This is a genomic window from Chryseobacterium sp. MEBOG06 (assembly GCF_021869765.1).
In the GTDB taxonomy this organism is placed as follows: domain Bacteria; phylum Bacteroidota; class Bacteroidia; order Flavobacteriales; family Weeksellaceae; genus Chryseobacterium.
The window spans coordinates 304879-326931 of the sequence record NZ_CP084580.1 but is presented as its reverse complement, the minus strand read 5'-3'; the positions used below and the strand labels follow the sequence as shown (position 1 = coordinate 326931).

The window sequence follows — 22053 nt, the reverse complement described above, 5'->3', positions numbered from 1 at the left end:
CAATTATTATGAAGTTAGTAACAAAGACGATTCTGACTATATGTCTTTTATTAATAGTAAGTTCTTGTAAAAAGAACAGTAAAGAATATGAAATTCTAAATGATTTTATTCAAACTAATAAAATTGAGATAACTTGTTTGCAAGATGAACCTTTTTGCTTTAAAGATTTGCATTTAACTGATTTAGAAAAAAAAACATTAAATATAAATCTTAAAAATGATGTATTTTGTAATGGAAAAATTGATTTAGATAAATTACATGGAATCAAAATTAAAAAAGAGATGTATAAAAGTCAGATATCTTTTCCTATTTATAGTAATGACGGAAAATACATCTATGTAGTTGTATCACGTTACTATACTAATAAAATTAATTTCTATGAATCAACCATATTATATAAGCTTGAGAAAATTAATAATCATTGGAAAATTATTGATGAATATAAAAATGTTACTCAAAGTTAATTAATTCAAATTATCTATGAGAAGGTGAAGAATTCCCGTTTTTCAAACAGTTAATAAATATAAAATATACTCTAATACACTAAAACTTCTTATATTGCCTACAGACAAGAATGGATAGGAATTTTATCGAAGAAATGAAGTTAAGAAAAGCACTATTGTTATTATGCCTTTTTCAGTTTACAGTTATCTTATCTCAGGAAAGCTGTATTAGTATGACAATTAACCAGGCTAAAAATGACAGTTTAAATATAAGATTTACAAATAAATGCAAGGAAGAAGTTGCATTATACCAGTATAATACGATAACCAATACACCGCTTAATAAAGCTTATGATTTTGACAGTATTGCTTTATTGGAAAAAAGGAAATACGATATACAAAATATTACAGTGGCTCAAAACCACGAAAGTCCAATTGATTATCAAAAAGTAAAAAAAGACTTTTTCATTTTAAACCCGAATGAATCCCATGAGTTTACTTTTCCTTTGCTCATTTTTCTAAAAAAACACCAATCAGTTTATGAGAAAAATGACAATTATTATCTATTTCATAATAAATACGAGGGGAAAAAAGTACAGTTTAAGCTAAGGTATGACGCAAAAATCATCAGTGAAAAGCTGGTAAATTTTGAAAATCAAATGTCCTTATACACTCAGTCCATCAAGTCTAATATGATCAAAGTGGTTTTAAAATAGAACTTAGATGATTCTTCAATGTTTCGACAGCAATTTTATTTGGAACAAACCGTTATTTTTATTTCAAATCACAGCTATAAATATTCGAATGAACTTATTTACTCCAAAAAAAATTCTATTCTTCATCTTTTGTTTCACCGTATTATCCTGTGAACAAAAAGAAGTACTGGCCAAAGACATTTCAATTAAAACATTCAGCAGAAATCTTTCTACAATAAACGGAACCGATATTTATACAACAAACCTTATGACTGAGTCTGACACTTCCGACACACTCAGGTTTAAACTAACAGATAAGGATTGGGCTTTTTTAAGAGAAAGTTTTGACAAAAATAAAATCTATCTTATTAATAATAACACAAAGATAGGGATAAAAGCAAACTCCATTACCCCTGGAGATACTATTGTAATGAGAACAAATGAAAGATCTCTTTCAATAAACTATCGCTATTTTCTTGACGAAAAAGAGAATATAGATACCGTAAAAACCAGAAATTTCAAAAAATTCATGCACACTTTTGATTCATTAGTTTATTATAGATCCAGGAAACCTATTAATTAAGATTTTAAATGCCGAAAACACATCCTGGGATTGTAGCAAAAAGTGATTTAAGCTTTGAGCTATCCTATATTGGATATAATACTTTCTCAATCGAACAAATATTATTTTTAATGAAGGCTGTGAGCCCTGATTTTTATTCAAATCAATGGCAACATCTACCTACTTTCAAATTTTAATGGTTACAGTCATGATGATGAAAATAGATTTGATAATACACCACAGGGAAAAGAAAGATACATCAATAACATTTCCCTCTCGGATCTTTTTTATTTTTCGGAAGACCTACAATCTCATGAGCCAGAAACTCAGAAGAAAATAGGATCATATATTCTGGAATTTTGGAAAATGAGACTTTATTATTTGTTTCCGGATAAAAAATTTGATTTTATTGTTTCAGAAAATGGATTATTTGACGAGAGTGGTATTTGTATTACTTTTTCTCAAATCTCATAATACCTATATTGAAAAAACCACTGCAAAAGCAGTGGCTAAAAATCAAATCTAATTATTTGGATGATGTATTATAAATTAGGGTTATTCTCAGATTCTCTCTGTGGAATACTGAATAAATAATAATTGCTGTTGGGCGTGAAAGCAGATTTATCCGGAAAATCAAGAACAGAATGCCCCTTGCCATCTACAGTTTTCACGGTACCATCCGGTGTCGTTATCTGAACTTTTATCGGTTTACCATCAGCATCTACAAACGGTTTTCTTACCACTGTCCCCTGAGTTCTGATAATATCTGAAAGGGAGAAACCTTCTCCGAATAATTCTTTTCTTCTTTCGATCAGAACTGCATCTACTACTGCATTCTGTGCTAGTGAACCATTATAAATATTGGCATTTCTTGCTGATTTCAACTGATTCAGAACAACTACTGCCTGAGATACATTTCCGTTTCTGGCCTCGGCTTCAGCTTCGATCAGATACATTTCTGCAGCTCTCATGTATACAATATCTGCAATAAGGGTGGATTTAAATTTAAATTTAGCATACCTCAGCAGCCCTTCCCTTCCTTTAAGGCCATCCCATGAAAATAACTGGGATCTGATATCATTGGCATCAAACAGATCTTTAAAGTAAGGATCGGCCATAAAGCTGTAATAATAACTTCCCGATGAAGACACATCCAGATAATGGAATGCATAACTTGCATCAGATTGTTCCTGCGTCTGCCCATGTCCCCAGATCCATTCTGCATTGTTGATATCATTGAATCCGTCTTTATATTTTTCAGGAGCCATCAGTGGAAAGCCTTGTCTTGCAATTTTTGCGGCTGCTGAAGCTTTGCTCCATTCACCGGTATTCAGATAAGTTCTTGCCAAAAGACCGTTCACAACAGAGCTGTTAATTTTATCTTTATTGTTTCTTGTATAATTTTTCAACAGGTTATCTGCCTCTGTAAGATCACTTTTAACCAATACATAAATTTCTTCAAGACTGGCTCTTTTCTTTCCTATGGTACCGGTAGTAGATGGTTCCGTATAAATCGGAGCCGTTAAAGCTGTTTTATCTTTCAGATAGCTGAACTGGTAAAAACTCGCCAGATTCAGATAACAGAAAGCGCGTAATGCTTTTGCCTGGCCTTTTACCTGATCCTTTTTATCCTGGCTTCCTTCCGTACCGTCGATTCTTGCAATAACATTGTTCATATTATTAATTGTGGAATACAGCATTGTCCAGATGAATAGCGGTCGGCTCGCCGTACTGTTCACCATTTCTGTAAAAGCATAGGTAGAAGCAAATCCATATTTGTTGGTCAATACCGCTACATCACTTCCCATGGCATCACTTGCTCTTAAAACAGTTGAATAACCAATGTTAGCATAGGTAGTTCCGTCGTTATTAAATTTTGCCCAGGTACCGTTCACTACTGTTTCAGCACTTTCTGCTGTTTTAAAAACTTCTACACTGTTAGCCTGATCAGTTGGAGCAGTATCCAAATCATTTTCACAACTTGTAAGCGACCATAATCCGACAAGAGCAAATGATAAATATTTTAATTGTTTCATTGTTTCAATTTTAAAAGTTAAAGAGTTGCCTGAAGACCGAAAGTGATCGTTCTCATTGCAGGATATCTGTAATAAGTAGTTCCGTCCAGTGCCTGCTCAGGATCCATTCCTTTATGTTTATAGAAGGTCAGAAGATTTTCCGCCTGAATATAAATTCTGAACTTTTTAAGTCCTATTTTTTCAAAATAATCACCAGGAAGCGTATATCCTAAGCTTACATTTTTAAGTCTTGCATACGTTCCTGAGTATAAGAATCTCGAAGATGTTGACGTCCAGTTATTCGTTGTTGTGCTCAATCCCGGCACATCTGTATTAGGATTTTCCGGTGTCCACCTGTTCAGCATTTCTGCACTCCATGCACGTCCTCCGGCACTTCCGTTATGCATGATTGAAGTATAATCGGTATCGAGAATCTTCCCTCCTATTTTAAATGTCAGTAACCCTGAAAAATCAAAATTCTTATAAGTGATACTAGTACTGATTCCCCCAGTCAGCTTAGGCAGCGCAGAACCCTGTATTATTTTTGTTGCTTTTGAATACTCTGATGTTGTTCCTTCCACAGAATTTCCGTTAGCATCTGTAGAAATCGTTTTCCATAGAGGCTTTCCGTTGCTAGGATCTACTCCTGCCCATTCCGGAATAAAGAAATCATATACAGAACCACCTTCGCGTAAAAGTTTAGTTCCTACAACAAGAGATCCTGCCGGTAACTTGGTCACTTTATTATTTAAAGTACTTAGGTTTATATCTACATTCCACTGGAAATTATCATTCCTGATCGGGGTAGTAAATAACGAGAACTCGAATCCGGAATTTTTAATTGTCCCAATATTTGCCGGATAATCGCTGATCCCCAATGATGGTGCAACAGGCATATTAAACAACAGATCCTGGCTTTTTCGCTCGAAGTATTCAATATTTCCTTTAACTCTGTTATTCAGAACGGCAAACTCTAACCCTACATTTAAATTAAGGTTGGTTTCCCACTTCACGTTCTTTGTAGATGTTTTCTCCAGAGTTGTTCCCGGTTCTCCTCCAAGGCTGATGAACCTGTACAGTTCCTGATAGGCATAATAAAGAGGCTGCCCATTCGGACGCAGTAACTTATCATTCCCCTGACCACCGTAACTTGCACGTAATGTCAACTGATTGAAGGTGTTCAGGTTTTTGATAAATTCTTCATTTGAGATCTTCCATGAACCTCCAACAGACCAGAACCTCCCCCATCTGTTATCCGGCGAGAATCTCGAAGAACTGTCCGCCCTTCCGGAAGCAGATAGGAAATAGGTATTGTTATAGTCATACTCTACTTTTCCAAGGAAACTCAATAAACTTAATTTATTACTGTTTCCACTGAAACTTCCCAATAAAGAAGCCGCATCCGGCTCATAATAGTAAGGCAGAGAAAACTGGCTTCTGGTACCGGATATGGTCTGGTAATCGTATTTGTAGAACTCATGTCCTGCCAAAGCATTCACATGGTGTTTTCCAAATTTTTTATCAAAAGTCAGAATATTACTCGTTGTATAAGAAAGTGTTCTGCTATTGGTTCTCGTTACCGAGCCTCCGATCTCAGCTCCCTGTCCAAGAAGCGGGTTTGAGTAATAATGTCCATTATAATTAACCAGATCAACAGAAAAACTGGTCTTGAACTTTAGCTCAGGTAAGAATGTAAAATCAAGGAATCCTTTACCAGAAAAATTATCTTCCTGATTTTCGTTTTTATCCAACGGTAAAGTTGCTGCAGCATTCTGATTCTGAAGAGCATTGGTTGGTCTGTATTTTCCAAAATCATAAATTCTGTTTCCCGCTGCATCTACAACATATGAACCATCTGCATTTCTTTCATAATAAGGATAGAATGAAGGAATGAACCGTGCCGCATTGATAATATTACTTGCCTTGGAATCTGAAGAGGTAGGAGCCTGCTGAACACTGTTTGTGTAACTTAAGTTCACCCCAACATTCAGCCATTTTTTCACTTCAGAATTAATCTTTAATCTTGTATTATACCTTTTAAATCCTGATTCAATAGCCATTCCTTTATCATCCAGATATCCGAGGGAAAAGAAATAATTGCTTTTTTCACTTCCACCGCTAATATCCAGATCTACCTGGTTTCTGGAAGCTACTCTTTGCAGTATATCTCTCCAGTTATCATTCCATAGAGGTGATGCTCCCGGCAAAAGTTTCCCGTCCGTCCCTACCGGTTTCGGATAACTTGCTCCGTAAGGGTTAATCCCAAGGGTTGAAACAAGATTATCAGTTGCCATCTGGCCGGCCTGCTGTGAAGATATTTTACCGGATTGATATCCGTTTCTCAAAGCTTCCCAGTATAATTGAAAATACTGATCCGTATTCACCTGCTCATAATCTTTTACTGCTCTTCCGGAGAACCCCTGGCTTATATTAAAGTTAATTTTAGCTTCGCCTTTTTTCCCGGATTTCGTAGTAATGATAATGATTCCGTTTGCTCCTCTGGATCCGTACAAAGCACTTGCTGTAGCATCTTTTAAAACACTTATGGATTCAATATCACTTGGACTTATAGAGTTTAGGTTTCCATCAAAAGGAATTCCATCCACTACATAAAGTGGATCACTGGAAGCACTGATTGATCCAATTCCTCTGATTCTGATTGTAGAAATAGCCCCTGGCTGCCCTGAAGCACTTGTTGCCTGAACCCCCGCTACCTGTCCTTCCAGAGCTTTGGTAATATTGGTTACAGGTCTATTGTTAATTTTATCACTGGAAATAGTTGCTACTGAACCTGTATAGCTGTTTCTTTTAGCCTTTCCGTATGCTACTACAACTACTTCATCAATCTCCTTTTCACGGAGCGTATCTTTTTTCAACCTGGAAGTCTGCCCGCTTACACTTGCAATTCCTAAGAAAAATACAGCTACTGGCGGTATCCAAATTTTAGAATTAAATAAAGTTTTATTAATCATAATCAATTTTGTTTATCAAATATTAAAAATTAACCCCTTGCAGAAAAGACAGCAAAGGGCATCGATAAATACGATAAACCAAATGCTTATTTTTCCTTTATAGGCTGAATGTAACACCTTACGTATAGCAGGTTGTCAAGATTTCGCAGGGTCAGTTCCCTCCATCTTTCTTTATAAGCCGATCGAAATATGGTTGCAAAGCTATAAACTTTTAGTCTACAAAACAAGTAGACTTATTAAATTTTCATGATAATTTTTCAAAAATTAACATAAGATTTTATAAAACTCACTAAAACAGAACATTTAACGAATTACGATTTTAATAAATATGATAAATATCATTATTAATATTTCAAGAAATAAAAATGAAGCTTATAAGAAATTTTTAATCTTTAATTGAAAAAACTTTTTAATTTTATAGAATGAAAGTTTTAATTATAAATGGACCTAATCTTAATCTTTTAGGAACCAGAGAACCGGAAATCTACGGAACAGTTTCTATGGAAAGCTACTTGGAAAATCTAAAATCAGAATTTCCTTCTCATGAATTGAAATATTATCAATCCAATATTGAGGGCGAGCTTATCAACAGGCTTCAGGAAGATGATTTTGAAGCGGTTGTTATCAATCCCGGTGCTTTCACTCACTATTCATATGCTATAGCAGATTGTTTAAAGAATATTCAAAAGCGTAAAGTAGAAGTTCACATCAGCAATATTTACAAAAGAGAAGAATTCAGACAGAAATCTGTAACGGCAGCCTGCACAGATTCTGTATTATCAGGATTTGGAATGGATGGGTACAGGCTGGCTTTATTAAGTCTGCAATAATTTATAGAGTTCATTTTAGCAAGAGTCTACTCAGATATTTATGTATCAGTAATACAATAATCCATGAAAGTAAAAGATGAAATTTTCTGTAATTCTGTCGGCGTCTATTCTAATCAATTAACAAAAAGAAAATCCTATGTTATTCAGAAAATAAATGATGAGAATATTAGGGTTTTTAATGATGAAAATAAATTGAAGTGGTATTCAAAATACTACTTTAGTCTTAATAAAGAACCTGAAATTCTTTCTATCCATATTGATGACAAGATAGACAACGCTGAATCTGATGAGATAGAAGTGACCATAGAGTTCACAGATAAAGAAAAATATTGGTTGACTTTTACCACTCCGAAATATGTAGATGAGATCCTGGACAATGATTATTATTTCTCCGCCAGCCATTTTATCATCATCAAAAACCTGAGTGAAGAATCAATCAAATCAACAATAAAAAAACTGGATGACCAGAACAAACTGATTGAACATTGCCAGAAATATTAAAAAAGCCTCATCAGTGATGAGGCTTTTGTATGTATTATAAGGAATTTTATTAAGTAGTCTGTTCCTGCAATTGAGGTCCTGAAGCGATCAATTTTCTTCCTGCCTCAGTATCACAGTACTGCTCAAAGTTCTTGATATATCTTGAAGCCAGATCTCTAGCTTTTTCTTCCCACTCTGAAGCCATCTCATAAGTATCTCTAGGATCTAAAATACCTGCAGAAACGTTTGGAAGTTCAGTAGGAATTTCAAGATTCATAATCGGAACCTGAGTTTTAGGAGCATTATCAATAGAACCATCAATGATTGTATCAATAATTGCTCTTGTATCTTTCAGCGAAATTCTCTTACCCGTTCCGTTCCAACCTGTATTTACTAAATATGCTTTAGCTCCGTGCTCCTGCATTTTACCGATCAATGTTTTAGAATACATTGTTGGGTGTAGTGTAAGGAAAGCTTCTCCAAATGCAGGTGAGAAAGATGGCTGAGGTTCAGTAATCCCTCTTTCAGTACCCGCTAATTTAGACGTATAGCCACAAAGGAAGTGATACTGTGCCTGATCTTCATTAAGGATAGAAACCGGAGGAAGTACTCCGAATGCATCTGCTGAAAGGTAAACAATCTTCTTAGCATGACCTGCTTTAGAAGGCAGTACAATTTTATTGATATGATAAATAGGATAAGAAACCCTTGTATTTTCCGTGATTGAACCGTCTGTATAATCTGCTACTCCATTGTTAACAACAACGTTTTCAAGAAGTGCATCTCTTTTGATGGCTCTGAAGATATCCGGTTCTTTTTCTTCTGATAAATCAATTACTTTAGCGTAGCATCCTCCTTCATAGTTGAATACTCCGTTATTATCCCATCCGTGTTCGTCATCACCGATAAGGTATCTTTTAGGATCTGCAGATAAAGTAGTTTTTCCTGTTCCGGAAAGACCAAAGAATAAAGCTACATCTCCTTTTTCTCCAACGTTTGCAGAGCAGTGCATTGAGGCCATACCTTTTAACGGAAGGTAATAGTTCATCATTGCAAACATTCCTTTCTTCATTTCACCTCCATACCAGGTACCACCAATAATCTGTAGTTTTTCAGTAAGGTTAAACATGATAAAGTTTTCGGAATTCAACCCCTGAGCTTCCCAGTTCGGGTTGATAGTTTTAGACCCGTTGATTACTGTGAAATCCGGCTCACCAAAGTTTTCAAGCTCATAATGAGAAGGGCGAATAAACATATTAGTCACAAAATGTGCCTGCCATGCTACTTCAACAATAAATCTTACTTTAAGTCTTGTATCTGCATTGGTTCCACAGAAAGCATCTACAACATAAATTTTCTTAGCTTCAGCAAGCTGATTCAGCACTAGTTCTTTACAAGACCCGAAAATTTCCGCTGTGGTAGGTAAGTTTACTTTACCATCCCAGAAAATTGTATCTCTTGTAACATCATCCTGAACAATATATCTGTCTTTAGGTGAACGACCTGTGAAAATTCCTGTTTTTACTGATACCGCGCCAGATTCTGTAAGCTCAGCTTTCTCAAATCCTTGATTTTCAGGAGAAACTTCAGCCTGGTACAATTCTTCGTAAGAAGGGTTATACACTACTTCATAGTTTCCTTTAATCCCTAATTTCTCTAAATCCTGGATGATTTTAGTGTTTTTCATTTTACTTATATTTTCTATTTCTTTATTGACTTCAACAAAAATAATATTAATTATTTGTTAAAGGTGGTTTAAATATACTGATATAAGTCAGAATGACAAATAAAAAAACAGGGCTGTAAAATATTGATTATAAATCAATTATATTTTTCCATTCAAAAATAGTTGCAAAACCTTTCTCCAAAAAATAGTCTTTATAGCCCCCAAATTTGGCACTCATTACAAAATCGCCACCCCATGCACCCAAACTTTTGACAAAAGACGGGCAATCAGGAAATACCTTTTCTTTAACTGTGGAAATATCAAGAAAATCAGCAATTTTTCGCTCATGAATCAAAATTAATTCAGAAAAACTTTCCAATTCATTGCATAACAAAATTTTCTTTGTGATATCTGAAAATTCGGCAATCAATTCCGGAGACTTCTTTTTTGACTTGTAAAAGTTAATTCCTTCTCTGCTATCCTGCTTCTGATTTAAATGAATAAAAATCAGTTCATTTTTAAAGGAAGGGTTAAAATCTATCTTCTCGTATTTTATTTCAGGTTTATTACGGAAAAGCACTGCTGATTTTTCTTTTGCAACGGCAATATCATATCCACTCCCTCCAAGGCTTATAGTATTAAGGTGGAAGGGATCAATATCTGCCCACTCAGAAAGATTGTTCATTAAAGTAGAACTGCTTCCAAAACCGTAGTCTGCAGGAAACTGCAGGTTTGTTCTTAAATGGTAACTAAAGTTATTTTTGAATTTACTGTGAGAAAGCTGCTGAACATTCTTTAATGTCCTTACAATAAATTCAGCGCTTGATGGTATATTGGTTTCCAGGATCTGCCATTCTTTGTAATCGATGACAGCCGTTAACCATAGTGTATTTTGATGATATGCTTCCCAGAAGATAAGGGATTTTTCATCGTTTCTTTCTTCAAAAAAAAACTCTTGTCCCAGCTTGGTTGGCACCGCTAAGACAAGAGCTCCGTCGATTGCGAAATATTCTGAAGTAAGCATAAGCTTGCCCGGTGAAAAGATCGCGTTCATATTTTTTTATTAGATTGCAGAAGCAACTTCTACTGATCCGTCAATTTTTTTGATCAATCCCTGAAGGGTTTTTCCCGGTCCTACTTCAATGAAGTTTGAGCCACCATCCTTAATCATATTCTGAACAGACTGCGTCCATTTTACGGGACCTGTAAGCTGAGCGATCAAATTCTGCTTGATCTCATCAGGATTGGTTACTGCTGTAGTGGTGATATTCTGATATACAGGAATAGTTGCTTTTCTGAACTTTGTTTTCTCGATAGCTGCTGCCAGTCTTTCTTGTGCCGGCTGCATCAATGGTGAATGGAAAGCTCCGTTTACAGGTAATAATAGTGCTCTTTTAGCTCCGGCTTCTTTCAATTTTGCACAAGCCTCTTCTACTGCCAGTGTTTCTCCTGAGATTACCAATTGCCCCGGGCAGTTATAGTTAGCAGGAACTACGATTCCACTAATCTGAGCACAGATTTCTTCTACTTTAGCATCTTCCAATCCTAAAATAGCGGCCATAGAACTTGGATTTGCGTCACAAGCCTCCTGCATTGCCTTAGCTCTTTCGGATACTAATTTCAGTCCATCATCAAAAGATAGAACGCCATTTGCTACCAATGCAGAGAATTCCCCTAAAGAGTGTCCTGCTACCATTTCAGCTCCTAAACCGTTTACTGCTTTTAATGCTGCTACTGAATGTATAAATATTGAAGGCTGGGTAACCTCTGTTTTTTTAAGATCAGCATCCTCTCCGCTAAACATAATGGAAAGAATATCAAAACCTAAAATTTCATTGGCAGATTCCATCAGATCTTTAATATCTTTTCTAGAATCATACAGTTCTTTTCCCATTCCTACGAACTGAGAACCCTGCCCTGGAAATACAAGTGCTTTCATGTATTGAATTAAATATTATGCAAATATAACTATAATGTTAAGAATATTCTTTGAAAAAGCTATAAATGATTTAAGGTACTAATCTAATTACTCTGTAACCGGTATTCACATAAGCTCCGTTAGCTTTTGATTTTACAAACTCAAATTTTGTTGCAAGCTGAGTCTGCACTTTATTCATCTGCTTAAAGATTTCGCCTTTTTTATTTTCTCTGGTCAGCATATCATTGACTACATCAAATCCTACTATTGCATATTTAGGAGGTGTTTTGCAGTATTTGCTCTTATATGCCGCCAAGATTTCTTTTTCAAAGTTACCATCAGTATTGATTTTTCTATCCATCAGATAAACCAAACTTGCCTGGCTCAAATCATCTACCCTCTTTTCGAAAACCGGAGAATAGAACATACTGAAAGCTTTTACACCCTGTACTTCTTTCGAAAGTGCAATTATTTTTGTAGCAAAAGCATCTCCAGCGTTATTGTCATCATTCGCAAGAATGGCAATTACCGGTGCAGACTGTCCCGTCATCATATTTTGGTCCAGCTGAATATCAGCCGGAGAATTAACGATTACAACATCAGCATTTTTCACTGCTTTTTCAAGACCAGCTTTGATGTAATTGGCGTTTTCTTTCTTAGCGTCTGCCACTACATATATTTTCTGGTTAGAATAGATTCCTTTTACTTCTTCTACGATCTTATCAGCATAGGTCTGATTGTTCGTTTCAACGATGATAAGATTATTATAGTTATATAATTCCGGAGTGTTGGCAAATGGTGCTACAACCGGGATTTTTTGATTTTTTGTAAAGTCCAGAACGTCTATGACGTTGGATTTGAAGAATGGACCGATAATCAAATCTGTATTATCGGGATTAATCTGGGTTAAAGAACTTTTGAAAGATGCTTCATTTCCAGAGTCAACAATCTTGATATCCAATTTTTGCCCGCCTCTTGCATTTCTTTCGATAGCAAGTTTAGCACCGGTCAAGAAGTCAAGTGCCATTGCTCTGTACTGTGTTTCGTTCGTACTATATCCAAATGGTAGCATAAGTACTACGCTTAAGGCATCTCCGTTTTTCTTACTATATGCCGGATCCTGCTTTTTGATTTTTAAAACCATTCCGGTTTTCAAACCATGTGAAAGGTCCGGGTTAAGAGCAATCAGTTCATCGATTGAAATACCAAATCTGTTAACAATAGAGAAAACGGTATCTCCCTGCTGAACAGTATACGTTACGTAATCATCCCCCACAACTACATTGGAAGAAGTAGATGATTTGTCGCTTCCTGAATCCATTTTTGCTTTTGGATTTACAGCAGGCACATCAGTAGGGGTAACGGTCTCAGTATTTGATTTTTTTATTCTGATGGAATCTCCAGGCTTTAATCCTTTCTCTTCCAAACCTGGGTTTAAAGTGTAAAGATCCTGTTGGCTGATTCCAAACTGTTTTGTAATTCTGTAGTAATTATCTTTAGCCTGGATCACATAAGTTTCTCCTTCTACAGCAGGGGTAGCTGCTACAACTTTCTCAACGGGAACCTCTACAGGTTTTTCTGTTGCTACAGGCTGCTGGCTGCCTCCGAATTTTTTGATACTTGCAAGAGGTAGTGTAATCTCATCCCCGATTTTCATATGAGTATCCAATTCAGGATTCAGTTTTCTCAGATCGGTTTCAGAAATTCGGTATTGCTTGGTAATTCCGTAGATCGTTTGTTTTGGCTGCAAAACAATTTTACCAACGGAAGTACTGGGAGCTGCCTTTTCAGCAACAACTGTTTTTGTAACTACAGGAGTAACTGCTTTATCTGATTTTACAGTTAAAACATCTCCAATAGCCAGCTTACCATCTTTATGCTTTGGGTTTAGCTTCAGCAATTCATCTACAGTTATTCCATACTTTTTTGCAATGTTGTAAGGGTTATCACCTTGTACAACCGTATGTGATTTCTGGGCTGAAACTCCCAAAACCATAAATAAACTGGATAGAATAAAAAACCTCTTTATCATATTCGATAATTATAATTTACAAAAATACTTCTTTAAAATTAAATGGCAACAATTATTAGTTTGGAATCTTGAACCACCATTTCTTCGAAACAATTTTCAAGCCACGAATAACCATAGTCTGAAAAGAACACACTAAAATTATAGACTCTTTCCTGCCATGTTTTCCCGGGATGAACATCTAAAAACAGATTTTCAAGTCTTTCCAACAATTCAATCTGTTTTATTTTTTCGGCATGAAGCAAACGCTTTTTCATTCTTTTGAATGATTTCAGCTGTCTCACTTCTTCTGCTTTCACCATATTTCCAAAAGATTTCTCAGTAGTTTCTGCAGAAGTTTTTAGCTCTTCAAAATTATGCATCAGCAACTCCTCTTTCTCATCCAATAATTTCAAAATGGTATTATCTTCTAAAATTTTATGATTGGTAAGTACTGTGAAATTCTGAAAAAAGTCTTCTATTTTAAGATCCAGCTTTTCAATTTTCCCAAGTATTTTCTCTTTTAAGAAAAGCATAGAATTCCTTGGAATGAGGATAGGAAAAGGAATATTAATGGTTGAAAAGTAATCTTTAAGTTCCAGCCAATACATGATTTCTGCATTTCCTCCAATGTAAGCAAGATTTGGAAGTACCCTTTCCTGATATACCGGACGCATTAATGCATTAGGACTGAATTTTTCAGGATGATTTTCCAGTTCAGACAATATCTCCTCTTCTGTAAACTGAATATTCTTATCTACAATGATATATTTCTGACCATTAAATTCAATTCTGTCTCTGGTATCGGAAAGATAGAAAAGATTAATTTCCCTTGGGTTCACCTGAACCTTTCCATATTTTTCGGTCAGAAAATCTACTTTAGCTTTAGATTGTTTTTCTAAACTGAAATGAAGAAGTTCATCTTTAAAAACTCCTTTGATCTGATTTTTCAGTTCTTTGGAATCACCATCTAATATCAATAGACCAAATTCAGAAAAGAGACGGTTTACAAGAATTTTAATAGCCTGTGTTAAAGTATTTCCCGGTTTATAGGCCTCCTTCATCATCAGGATCAATTCGGTTCCGAAAACAGAATCTTTAAATTCTTTTTCAAATTCGGAAATAAAATAGATATCGCTGATTTCTATTCTCCCCACCGGGCCTCCTGATTTTTCGTTGGTCTCGTAGTAATTGTTCTCTGTTTTAAAATGATTGATCTCGGCAAAGTCATGATCCTCCGATGCCATCCAATATACTGGAACGAAATTAAAATCCGGAAAATTTTCTTTTAGATAGGTACAGGTTTTTATTGTCTGAAGAATTTTATAGACAAAGAATACCGGTCCCGAAAACAGATTCAGCTGATGCCCTGTTGTAATGGTAAACGTATCCGGCAGTTTAAGGTATTCCAGATTTTCTTTCTGTTTTGAGGACAGCTTAATATCCGAAAGCTGCTTTTCAAATACATCAAATAAAACGGTTCTCTGTTCAGGTGAAAAGGAGTTTTGTTTTTGATGTATCTGCTGGCTGAAGTTATCTAAAGAAAATGTTTTATTTTCAAAACCCTCAATTTTTTGGTTCAAAAAATCTTTTACCAATTGAGGTATGCTTGCTATATCGTTAAATGATAATTTATTAATTGTTTTCAACTTGTACAGTTTTTAGTTGAACATATACCATACAATACCAATATTGAGTCTGAAATCATATACCGGGTAGTGTGGAAATGCATACGCTTTGTTATTAGAAATAAAGGTCCCTATCTGCTGTCCTTCTATAAAGAAGAACATTTTCTTCACTTTCATATTGATATAAAGGTCCGCAATAGGCTGCCCCCCGATTGAAAATGAGTTTGAATCGGGAAGAATATATTCATTGAGGACAGGAAGATAATCTCTTGAGGCAAATTTAGAGAAGTAATACACTTTAAGTCCTGCCTGAATTTCTGCAGCTTTTTTGAATGCCTGTGTCTGATAGAAGAAGTTGGCTCTACCAATAAATCCCGGCATAGGAAGCAGATCTTTATTTGTCAATGCATTTTGGAAATGCAGTCTTGTATTTAAGTGAAATTTACCATAGCTAAATGTAGCATCACCTCCGATCTGAGAAATATTCAAAGAGTTATCACTCTGTTTCGGATTCCCATTGCTGTCAAAATAGGTATAATTATCAATTCTGAAATAGTTGGCAAAGATCTCTGTTTTAAACCATTTTAAATTGATACTTCCTCCAAGTTCCATTACGGACTGATTTTTTGCATTTTCAAGATAATAGTTGAATTTATTATATACAGAAGTATTTAGCAAATAATTGAATGATGGATAAGCACTTTGAAAATTAACCTTAGCATTTACAAAATAATCTTTTATAGGCTCAAACTTTAAATTATTTGTTGTTCTAAGATAGCTTTTAAACTGACTTCCGTTTGAAAATTCTAAAAATGAATTTAACTGAATTTTATCCAAAAGTTTTACCTGTAAATTTCCGACAGCTCCAATCCTGTTTTCTTTAAGCTCGCCAGGAAAAGGAACTCCGTTCAACGCAACGACATCTCTTATTCCAAGTTTGATGATCTGATAACGTACTCCAGCATCAAGCTTAAATTTTTCGTTATTAAAAATCAAACTTACCGTATTGCTTAAGTTTTCAGAATATTTTTTTGTTGTCAGCGGAAAGCCATTCACTAACTCTGTTGCATCCTTGTACCAATAAGTTTCTAATGCACCCTGATTATAATAGTATTTATTTCCCTGGTGAAAAATGGTATGTCTGATGCTGAAAGGAAATTTTTCTGAATTAAATGGCGTGAACTGCTGGCTCAGATAATATCTTCTGTAAGAAAACTGGGAACTACTCGAAGCTAAGTTTACCTGAGCATTCTGTCTGTTTTTATAGTTGCTGTCCCCGTTCTGAAAAAGATTATCTTCAGTGATCCCCCCACTTTCCTGGTTATTTACATTTTGATGTAAATAATGGGCAAAAAGTTCATAGTTTCCACTTTTCGAAGTATAGTGTCCTGAAAATATGGTATTATTATTTGCCGCTAATGAATTTCTGTAAAGTCCCTGAGAGCGGAGTCCCATATATTCAACAGAAAAGTTGAATCTTTTTCCAATGTTTTGAGTATAGGTAGAATTTAAAGCAGCTCCATTTCTCATTGCATTATGATAAACAAAAGTTGCCGTAGGTGTTTTTACGTCGTAATACTTTACATCATTAGCTCCAATGATCATATAAGATTTATTGGAAGGCAGTAAAGAAAGGTTTTCTTCTGCATTGACTTCAAAAACCAGGGGATTGAATCCCGAACCTATATTGGCCGGCTGAATTCTCCCGAAGTTGTCACGGTTATTATATTGAGAAAAGATGTTGGTCTTATCAAAAGTCATTACTGTATCATAAATCTTCTTTTCAGAAAACTGGGTTTGAAACTGGTAATCATTGATAGTAGGTTTGAAAATTTTAAGGGAATCTTTCTTTCCCGAGTCTATTACTAATGTATCTTCTTTTTTCGGCAGAGGCCTCTTATTAGCTGCTTTATCCACAATCTGTGCCTTGGCTACGAAACTAAAGAAGGAAAGTATGAAAAGGATGTACTTCATTATTCATTATTGTACAGCAAAAATAAGAAATAATAGCAAATAAAAAACCCTGCTCGGAGCAGGGGTTGTATATAATATGATTATTGTTAATTAATAACCAGGGTTTTGCTGAGCATTCGGGTTAGCCGAAGTCTCTTGCACAGGGATAGGTAAAGTATACTTATAACTATCATTTGGCAGATTAAGAACAGGAAGCGTGATAAAATCATCTTTAATGTTTCTATCCATCGTTACACCTGCTACTGTTGCAAGTCTTTTTAAATCTATATAACGGTGTCCTTCTAAAGCTAATTCAATTCTACGCTCTTTCAAAATATCAGCATAAGCAGATTGAGCATTAGCATAAGTAGGAGTTGTTGCTGTTCCTAAATAATTTCTAGCTGCTCTCACTTGCTGAATTAATCCCTGAGCTGTAGATAAGTTACCAGCCGCTGTTTCAGCTTCGGCCAAGATAAAGTACATTTCTGATAATCTAAATACTTTTAAATCATTTCTTGTCGCTGTACTTGTTTTACCTGGATACTTATCAATTACTAATCTATCGGCTTTAGAATCAACATTCATATAATTTGTATTGATAACAGATGTTGGATCTATATAATTGTATCTTCTAATATCTCCTTTGTCTGGCTGCCCTGTAGGAGTATAAATTAAATTAAATAAATTTCTGCCTAAGAACCACATTGGTACTCCACTTACAGTAGATTGGTTAGTATTCCATCTTGTTCCGATACTTCCACCTGCTCCTAATGGAAGTCTGTTTAGAGAGAAAATAATCTCCCCTCTTGCAGAATCATTCCACATATTTCTGTATGGGTTAAAAGAAGATGCTGTACCATAAAATGCTGTATTCCAAGCTGGATTACCTACAGGTTGAAATCCTAAAGCAGGATTATTAGGGTCAATGAGAATAGAGCCAGGTGTTGCTACAGTAAGGCTCAAACCAGAATTTGAAATAACATCTTGAGCATATTGTTTTGCCAATGCTGTATTTCCTCTATATATATTGAAACGAGCAGTAAGAGCATTAACGAAATTTTTATCTACATAATACCTAGCAGCATTAGATGAAGATGAAGTTAATATACCTCTTGCGTAATCTAAGTCTGAATTGATAAAGTCATAAACATCCTGATTCTTTACTCTAGGCAATTTAGCATCTGTAGAAGGCACATCTTTAACAAGAAGAACCCCTAAAGCACCAGGATCCTTCATGTTGGTAGAAAAATAAGCCTCCAGCTGAACATAACAAAATGCTCTGATTGCTCTCGCTTGTGCAAGGATATTATTATATGTAGCTGTTTCCGCAGCACCATTAGGAGTAATACTTTTCGCTCCTTCCAACAATCTGTTAATTCTGTTAATAACTTTATAGTTATTAAGCCAGATTCCGTCAGTTGAGGTAGTACTGATAGTACCTCCTCCAACAGCTGAAGTAGATGGATCTAGAAAGAACCTGTGTAAATCATACTCCTGACCTCCACTACCACTACCCGGTTTTACCTCATCAGTAAAAACAGCAGTAAAATATATTTCATCTATTGGATCAAATATTGCATAAACTGATCCATTTAAAGCTTCACTTAAATTTGATACATTCGTAAACACTTCTTCAGGCTTTAATTCTCCTGCTTGTTTAATATCAAGAGCATCTTGGCAACTGTTCAAAGCAAATCCTGTTGCTGATAAAGTTGCTAAAATTAAAACTGTATTTATAATTCTTTTCATAATTCTTTTTTATTAAAAATCAACATTTAACCCAACTGACACCGTTTTAGGGTTCGGATATACGTTTAACGAATAAGTAGTAACCGGCTCTGGGTCAAAACCTTTCCAGCTGCTCCATGTATAGATGTTTTCAGCCTGAACGAACACTTTAATTCCCTTAACTGGTAATTTTCCTAACTGTTCTTTAGTGAATGAATATCCTAAAGAAATATTTTTAAGTCTTATGAAATCTGATTTATACAAGAATCTGTCTGACGACCCATCTAAAGTAGCGTTGGTAGCATCTAAGTTCGGAACGTTAGATCCTGTATTCTGTGGAGTCCAAGCATTTAATAAATCTGCAGATACGTTGATATTACTAGCTGCATAATCAGGATTCATTACCCAAGAGTGTAAGTTATCATAGATATATCCTCCTTGCTGGAATGAGAATAGAGTATCCAAGAACCATCCTTTATACTGGAAGTTAAATCCAAAACCACCGGTAAATTTAGCATACGGAGATTTTCCAGTTAAGATTCTATCTGCAGATGTTACGTTTTCTGTAGTATTTCCGTTTTTGTCAACAAATAGTAAGTTACCATTTGCTGAATTTACACCGGCATAGTGATACAACTGATATTGACTAATAGGTCCTCCAACAGCATTAACGACATCTCCTGCAAGATCCTCATTACTCATTGAAACAATTTTGTTAGAATTGTATGCACCGTTAACAAAGATTGATAACTTCAGGTTTTCATTTTTAATTGCATTAAATCTGATTAAACCTTCAACCCCTTTATTATCAAGAACCCCGTTATTCCCTCTAATACCATAAGTTCCGGTAGCTGCAGAGAATTGTAAAGTGTTATACATTCTGGATGTTCTTTTTTGATAGTAATCAAAACTACCTTCTACAATACCTTTATAGTTAAAATCTAAACCAATATCTGTCTGTTTTACCTGCTCCCATTTTAAGTATGGGTTTGATAAGTTAACAAAGTTATATCCCATTAAGTTCTGGTATCCTGAAATTCCTGAGTATAAATCAAGGAAGTTGTTTGGAAGTAACGCTAATGGGTTAGCATTATTAGTTGCAATTCCTAAGTTCTGGTTACCTGTTGTACCAATGGAAGCTCTTAACTTAAGTAATCTGAATCCAGAGTTGGCCATGAAATCTTCTTTATCGATATTCCATCTAACCGCAGCAGACCAGAAAGTCTCCCATCTGTTTGTAGGTAAGAAACGGTATGACCCATCTCTTCTTACAACTCCACTTATCCCATATTTATCTTTATAATCGTAATCTAACGTCCCGAAATAAGCTAATGTTCCCGCTGTTACTTTTGAAGCGCCAACAGTTGGTCTGTAAATATTTGGAGTATCCGGGTTAAAAGGAATATAACCTGTACCTGCTCCGAATTGCCATTGCAATGGGTTCAATCCATTTTGAGTTTGAGTATTAGTATTTACATGAGCTTTTATATAATCCATGTAAGCCGCTACTGAAAGCGTATGATCTCCAAATGTTTTGTTAAATGTAATGTTCGTAATACTGTTAAATGTTAAGTCCTGAGTTGTAGTAAAACTTTCTGACCCTCCGTATTTAGCACCTGAACTAGCAGCTACAGCTGTAGATAAATATCCCTGAGCACCTCTTGCAAAGATTCTTTCGTATTCTTTATACTCAATACCAGTTCTGTTACCAACAGTTAAATAATCAGTTATTTTATAGTTTACATTGGCATTAGCAGAAATACTTAATTCAGTAAATCTGTTTCTTACGCCTCCATTAATGTTGTCCTGAAGAACCCAGGGTCTGTAGGCTGCGCTATTCTGTCCGATAGCATTGAATAATTGCACCCCATTAGAATAAGGATTAGGAGCTAAATAAGTAGGTGAAATTACACTTCCAAATAATGGGTTTTGTATTACATTGTTAGAAACTCCTGAATTCTCCTCATCATCTAACTGATTTCTCTTAGAATATCCTAATCCTATAATAGTTCCGAAGGTTAACTTACCATCTTTAGATCTACCACTCAAGTTATTTCTCAATGTAAATCTCTTGAAATCAGTAGACTTTATAGTACCTTCACTATCTAAATATCCTAAAGATAAGAAATTATTAATATTTTCTCCACCACCAGTAATAGACAAGTTATGTTGCTGGGAAATACCTACCTGAGTAAATTGTTTTCTCCAGTCTGTGTCTGTCGACCAATTATCAATGTCTTGTTGAGACAAACCGACATCAGCTGCATAACCTCCATCATAATTTTTTTGTATTTGTAACAACTGCTTAGCATTAGACATGTTGTACTGTGTCTTAGGTATCATGGAGAAAGATGTCAATGCATCATAAGAAACCTTTAATCCAGAATTAAATTTCCCTCCTTTTGTTGTAATTACAACAACCCCATTAGCTGCTCTGTTACCATAGATGGCAGTTGCCTGAGCATCTTTCAGAATACTGAATGTATCAATATCATAAGAGTTTAGGTTTCTAAACTGAGATCCAGATGTGATGACACCATCTACTACATATAATGGATCTCTAGAACCATTTAATGAACTCAAACCTCTAATAAGGATATTGAATTTACCAGAACCCGGAGAACCAGATGCTGAGTTAACTACAATACCAGGAGCTGTACCCTGAATTGAGTTCAAAACAGAAATATTTGGTCTGTTTTCTAACGTTTCAGAACCAACTGTCACTGAAGCAGTTGTAGATTTTGCCTTTGTAGCTGTCTTACTATACCCTAAAACAACTACCTCCTCAATTTTCGTCTCCTTGTCCTTTTTGTCCTTAGAGCCATTTTCCTGAGCAAACACAGCCTGGCCTGTAAAAAACAAAACACCAGCTGTTAATACACGTAGTTTAACATTCATATTAACAAATTTTAATATATTTTAGGGGCAAATATGTTAATAAATATTAATACTAGCAAATTTTTCATTTACATCTTACTCTTTAATATTCACAATATACCAGGTTTAACATTGAATATATAACATATTTCGTAATTTATCATGTAAATTATTCTTTAAAATTTAAAATAAAATCCAAAAATTCAATCTTTTAACGTTTTATAGTCAACTTAAAAAAAATTATTTATAATAAATCTAAATTACAATAGTGCTAATTT

Annotated in this window: 15 protein-coding genes and 1 riboswitch; of the genes, 5 read left to right on the top strand and 10 right to left on the bottom strand. The window is 35.0% G+C overall.

The window, feature by feature from the left end:
• Positions 1 to 8 precede the first annotated feature (8 nt).
• From LF887_RS01405 to LF887_RS01395, 3 genes are all read left to right on the top strand, one after another.
• Positions 9 to 464: a hypothetical protein gene (locus tag LF887_RS01405; protein ID WP_236857058.1), complete on the top strand. Its 456-nt coding sequence runs from the start codon at positions 9 to 11 to the stop codon at positions 462 to 464.
• Positions 465 to 598: 134 nt separating this feature from the next.
• Entirely contained in the window at positions 599 to 1159 is a 561-nt protein-coding gene (locus LF887_RS01400) for a hypothetical protein (RefSeq protein WP_236857057.1), read from the top strand.
• A gap of 88 nt (positions 1160 to 1247) precedes the next feature.
• A complete protein-coding gene (locus tag LF887_RS01395; RefSeq protein ID WP_236857056.1) occupies positions 1248 to 1721 on the top strand; it encodes a hypothetical protein in 474 nt (157 codons plus the stop codon).
• A gap of 521 nt (positions 1722 to 2242) precedes the next feature.
• On the opposite strand, the gene LF887_RS01390 is transcribed toward LF887_RS01395, so the two are convergent.
• Positions 2243 to 3736: a RagB/SusD family nutrient uptake outer membrane protein gene (locus LF887_RS01390; RefSeq protein WP_236857055.1), complete on the bottom strand. Its 1494-nt coding sequence runs from the start codon at positions 3734 to 3736 to the stop codon at positions 2243 to 2245.
• 17 nt (positions 3737 to 3753) lie between these two features.
• Positions 3754 to 6687: a SusC/RagA family TonB-linked outer membrane protein gene (locus LF887_RS01385; RefSeq protein ID WP_236857054.1), complete on the bottom strand. Its 2934-nt coding sequence runs from the start codon at positions 6685 to 6687 to the stop codon at positions 3754 to 3756.
• An 83-nt stretch (positions 6688 to 6770) separates the two neighbouring features.
• Positions 6771 to 6867: riboswitch (SAM riboswitch) on the bottom strand.
• A gap of 242 nt (positions 6868 to 7109) precedes the next feature.
• Here LF887_RS01385 and LF887_RS01380 point away from each other — a divergent pair.
• Together LF887_RS01380 and LF887_RS01375 are read left to right on the top strand one after the other, a co-directional pair.
• Positions 7110 to 7517 carry a type II 3-dehydroquinate dehydratase gene (locus LF887_RS01380; RefSeq protein WP_236857053.1) on the top strand — a complete coding sequence of 136 codons (408 nt, stop codon included), beginning with the start codon at positions 7110 to 7112 and terminating at the stop codon, positions 7515 to 7517.
• A gap of 63 nt (positions 7518 to 7580) precedes the next feature.
• A complete protein-coding gene (locus tag LF887_RS01375) occupies positions 7581 to 8018 on the top strand; it encodes a hypothetical protein (protein WP_236857052.1) in 438 nt (145 codons plus the stop codon).
• A gap of 49 nt (positions 8019 to 8067) precedes the next feature.
• Here the strand turns inward: LF887_RS01375 and pckA are convergent, their stop codons facing one another.
• The 8 genes from pckA to LF887_RS01335 form a co-directional block, all read right to left on the bottom strand.
• A complete protein-coding gene (gene pckA / locus LF887_RS01370) occupies positions 8068 to 9684 on the bottom strand; it encodes a phosphoenolpyruvate carboxykinase (ATP) (protein WP_236857051.1) in 1617 nt (538 codons plus the stop codon).
• A 127-nt stretch (positions 9685 to 9811) separates the two neighbouring features.
• Positions 9812 to 10717 carry a GYDIA family GHMP kinase gene (locus tag LF887_RS01365; RefSeq protein WP_236857050.1) on the bottom strand — a complete coding sequence of 302 codons (906 nt, stop codon included), beginning with the start codon at positions 10715 to 10717 and terminating at the stop codon, positions 9812 to 9814.
• Positions 10718 to 10726: 9 nt separating this feature from the next.
• Positions 10727 to 11602 carry an ACP S-malonyltransferase gene (gene fabD, locus LF887_RS01360; RefSeq protein ID WP_236857049.1) on the bottom strand — a complete coding sequence of 292 codons (876 nt, stop codon included), beginning with the start codon at positions 11600 to 11602 and terminating at the stop codon, positions 10727 to 10729.
• A 70-nt stretch (positions 11603 to 11672) separates the two neighbouring features.
• Positions 11673 to 13613, bottom strand: coding sequence for a LysM peptidoglycan-binding domain-containing protein (locus tag LF887_RS01355; RefSeq protein ID WP_236857048.1), 1941 nt, complete (start codon positions 13611 to 13613; stop codon positions 11673 to 11675).
• Between the two features lie 38 nt (positions 13614 to 13651).
• Positions 13652 to 15238: a bacillithiol biosynthesis cysteine-adding enzyme BshC gene (bshC, locus tag LF887_RS01350; protein WP_236857047.1), complete on the bottom strand. Its 1587-nt coding sequence runs from the start codon at positions 15236 to 15238 to the stop codon at positions 13652 to 13654.
• Positions 15239 to 15250: 12 nt separating this feature from the next.
• The gene (locus LF887_RS01345) at positions 15251 to 17191 is read right to left on the bottom strand and encodes a putative porin (protein WP_236857046.1); all 1941 of its coding nucleotides are present in this window, start codon (positions 17189 to 17191) and stop codon (positions 15251 to 15253) included.
• A 90-nt stretch (positions 17192 to 17281) separates the two neighbouring features.
• The gene (locus LF887_RS01340) at positions 17282 to 18919 is read right to left on the bottom strand and encodes a RagB/SusD family nutrient uptake outer membrane protein (RefSeq protein WP_236857045.1); all 1638 of its coding nucleotides are present in this window, start codon (positions 18917 to 18919) and stop codon (positions 17282 to 17284) included.
• A gap of 12 nt (positions 18920 to 18931) precedes the next feature.
• Positions 18932 to 21796: a SusC/RagA family TonB-linked outer membrane protein gene (locus LF887_RS01335; protein ID WP_236857044.1), complete on the bottom strand. Its 2865-nt coding sequence runs from the start codon at positions 21794 to 21796 to the stop codon at positions 18932 to 18934.
• Between the last annotated feature and the right edge of the window lie 257 nt (positions 21797 to 22053).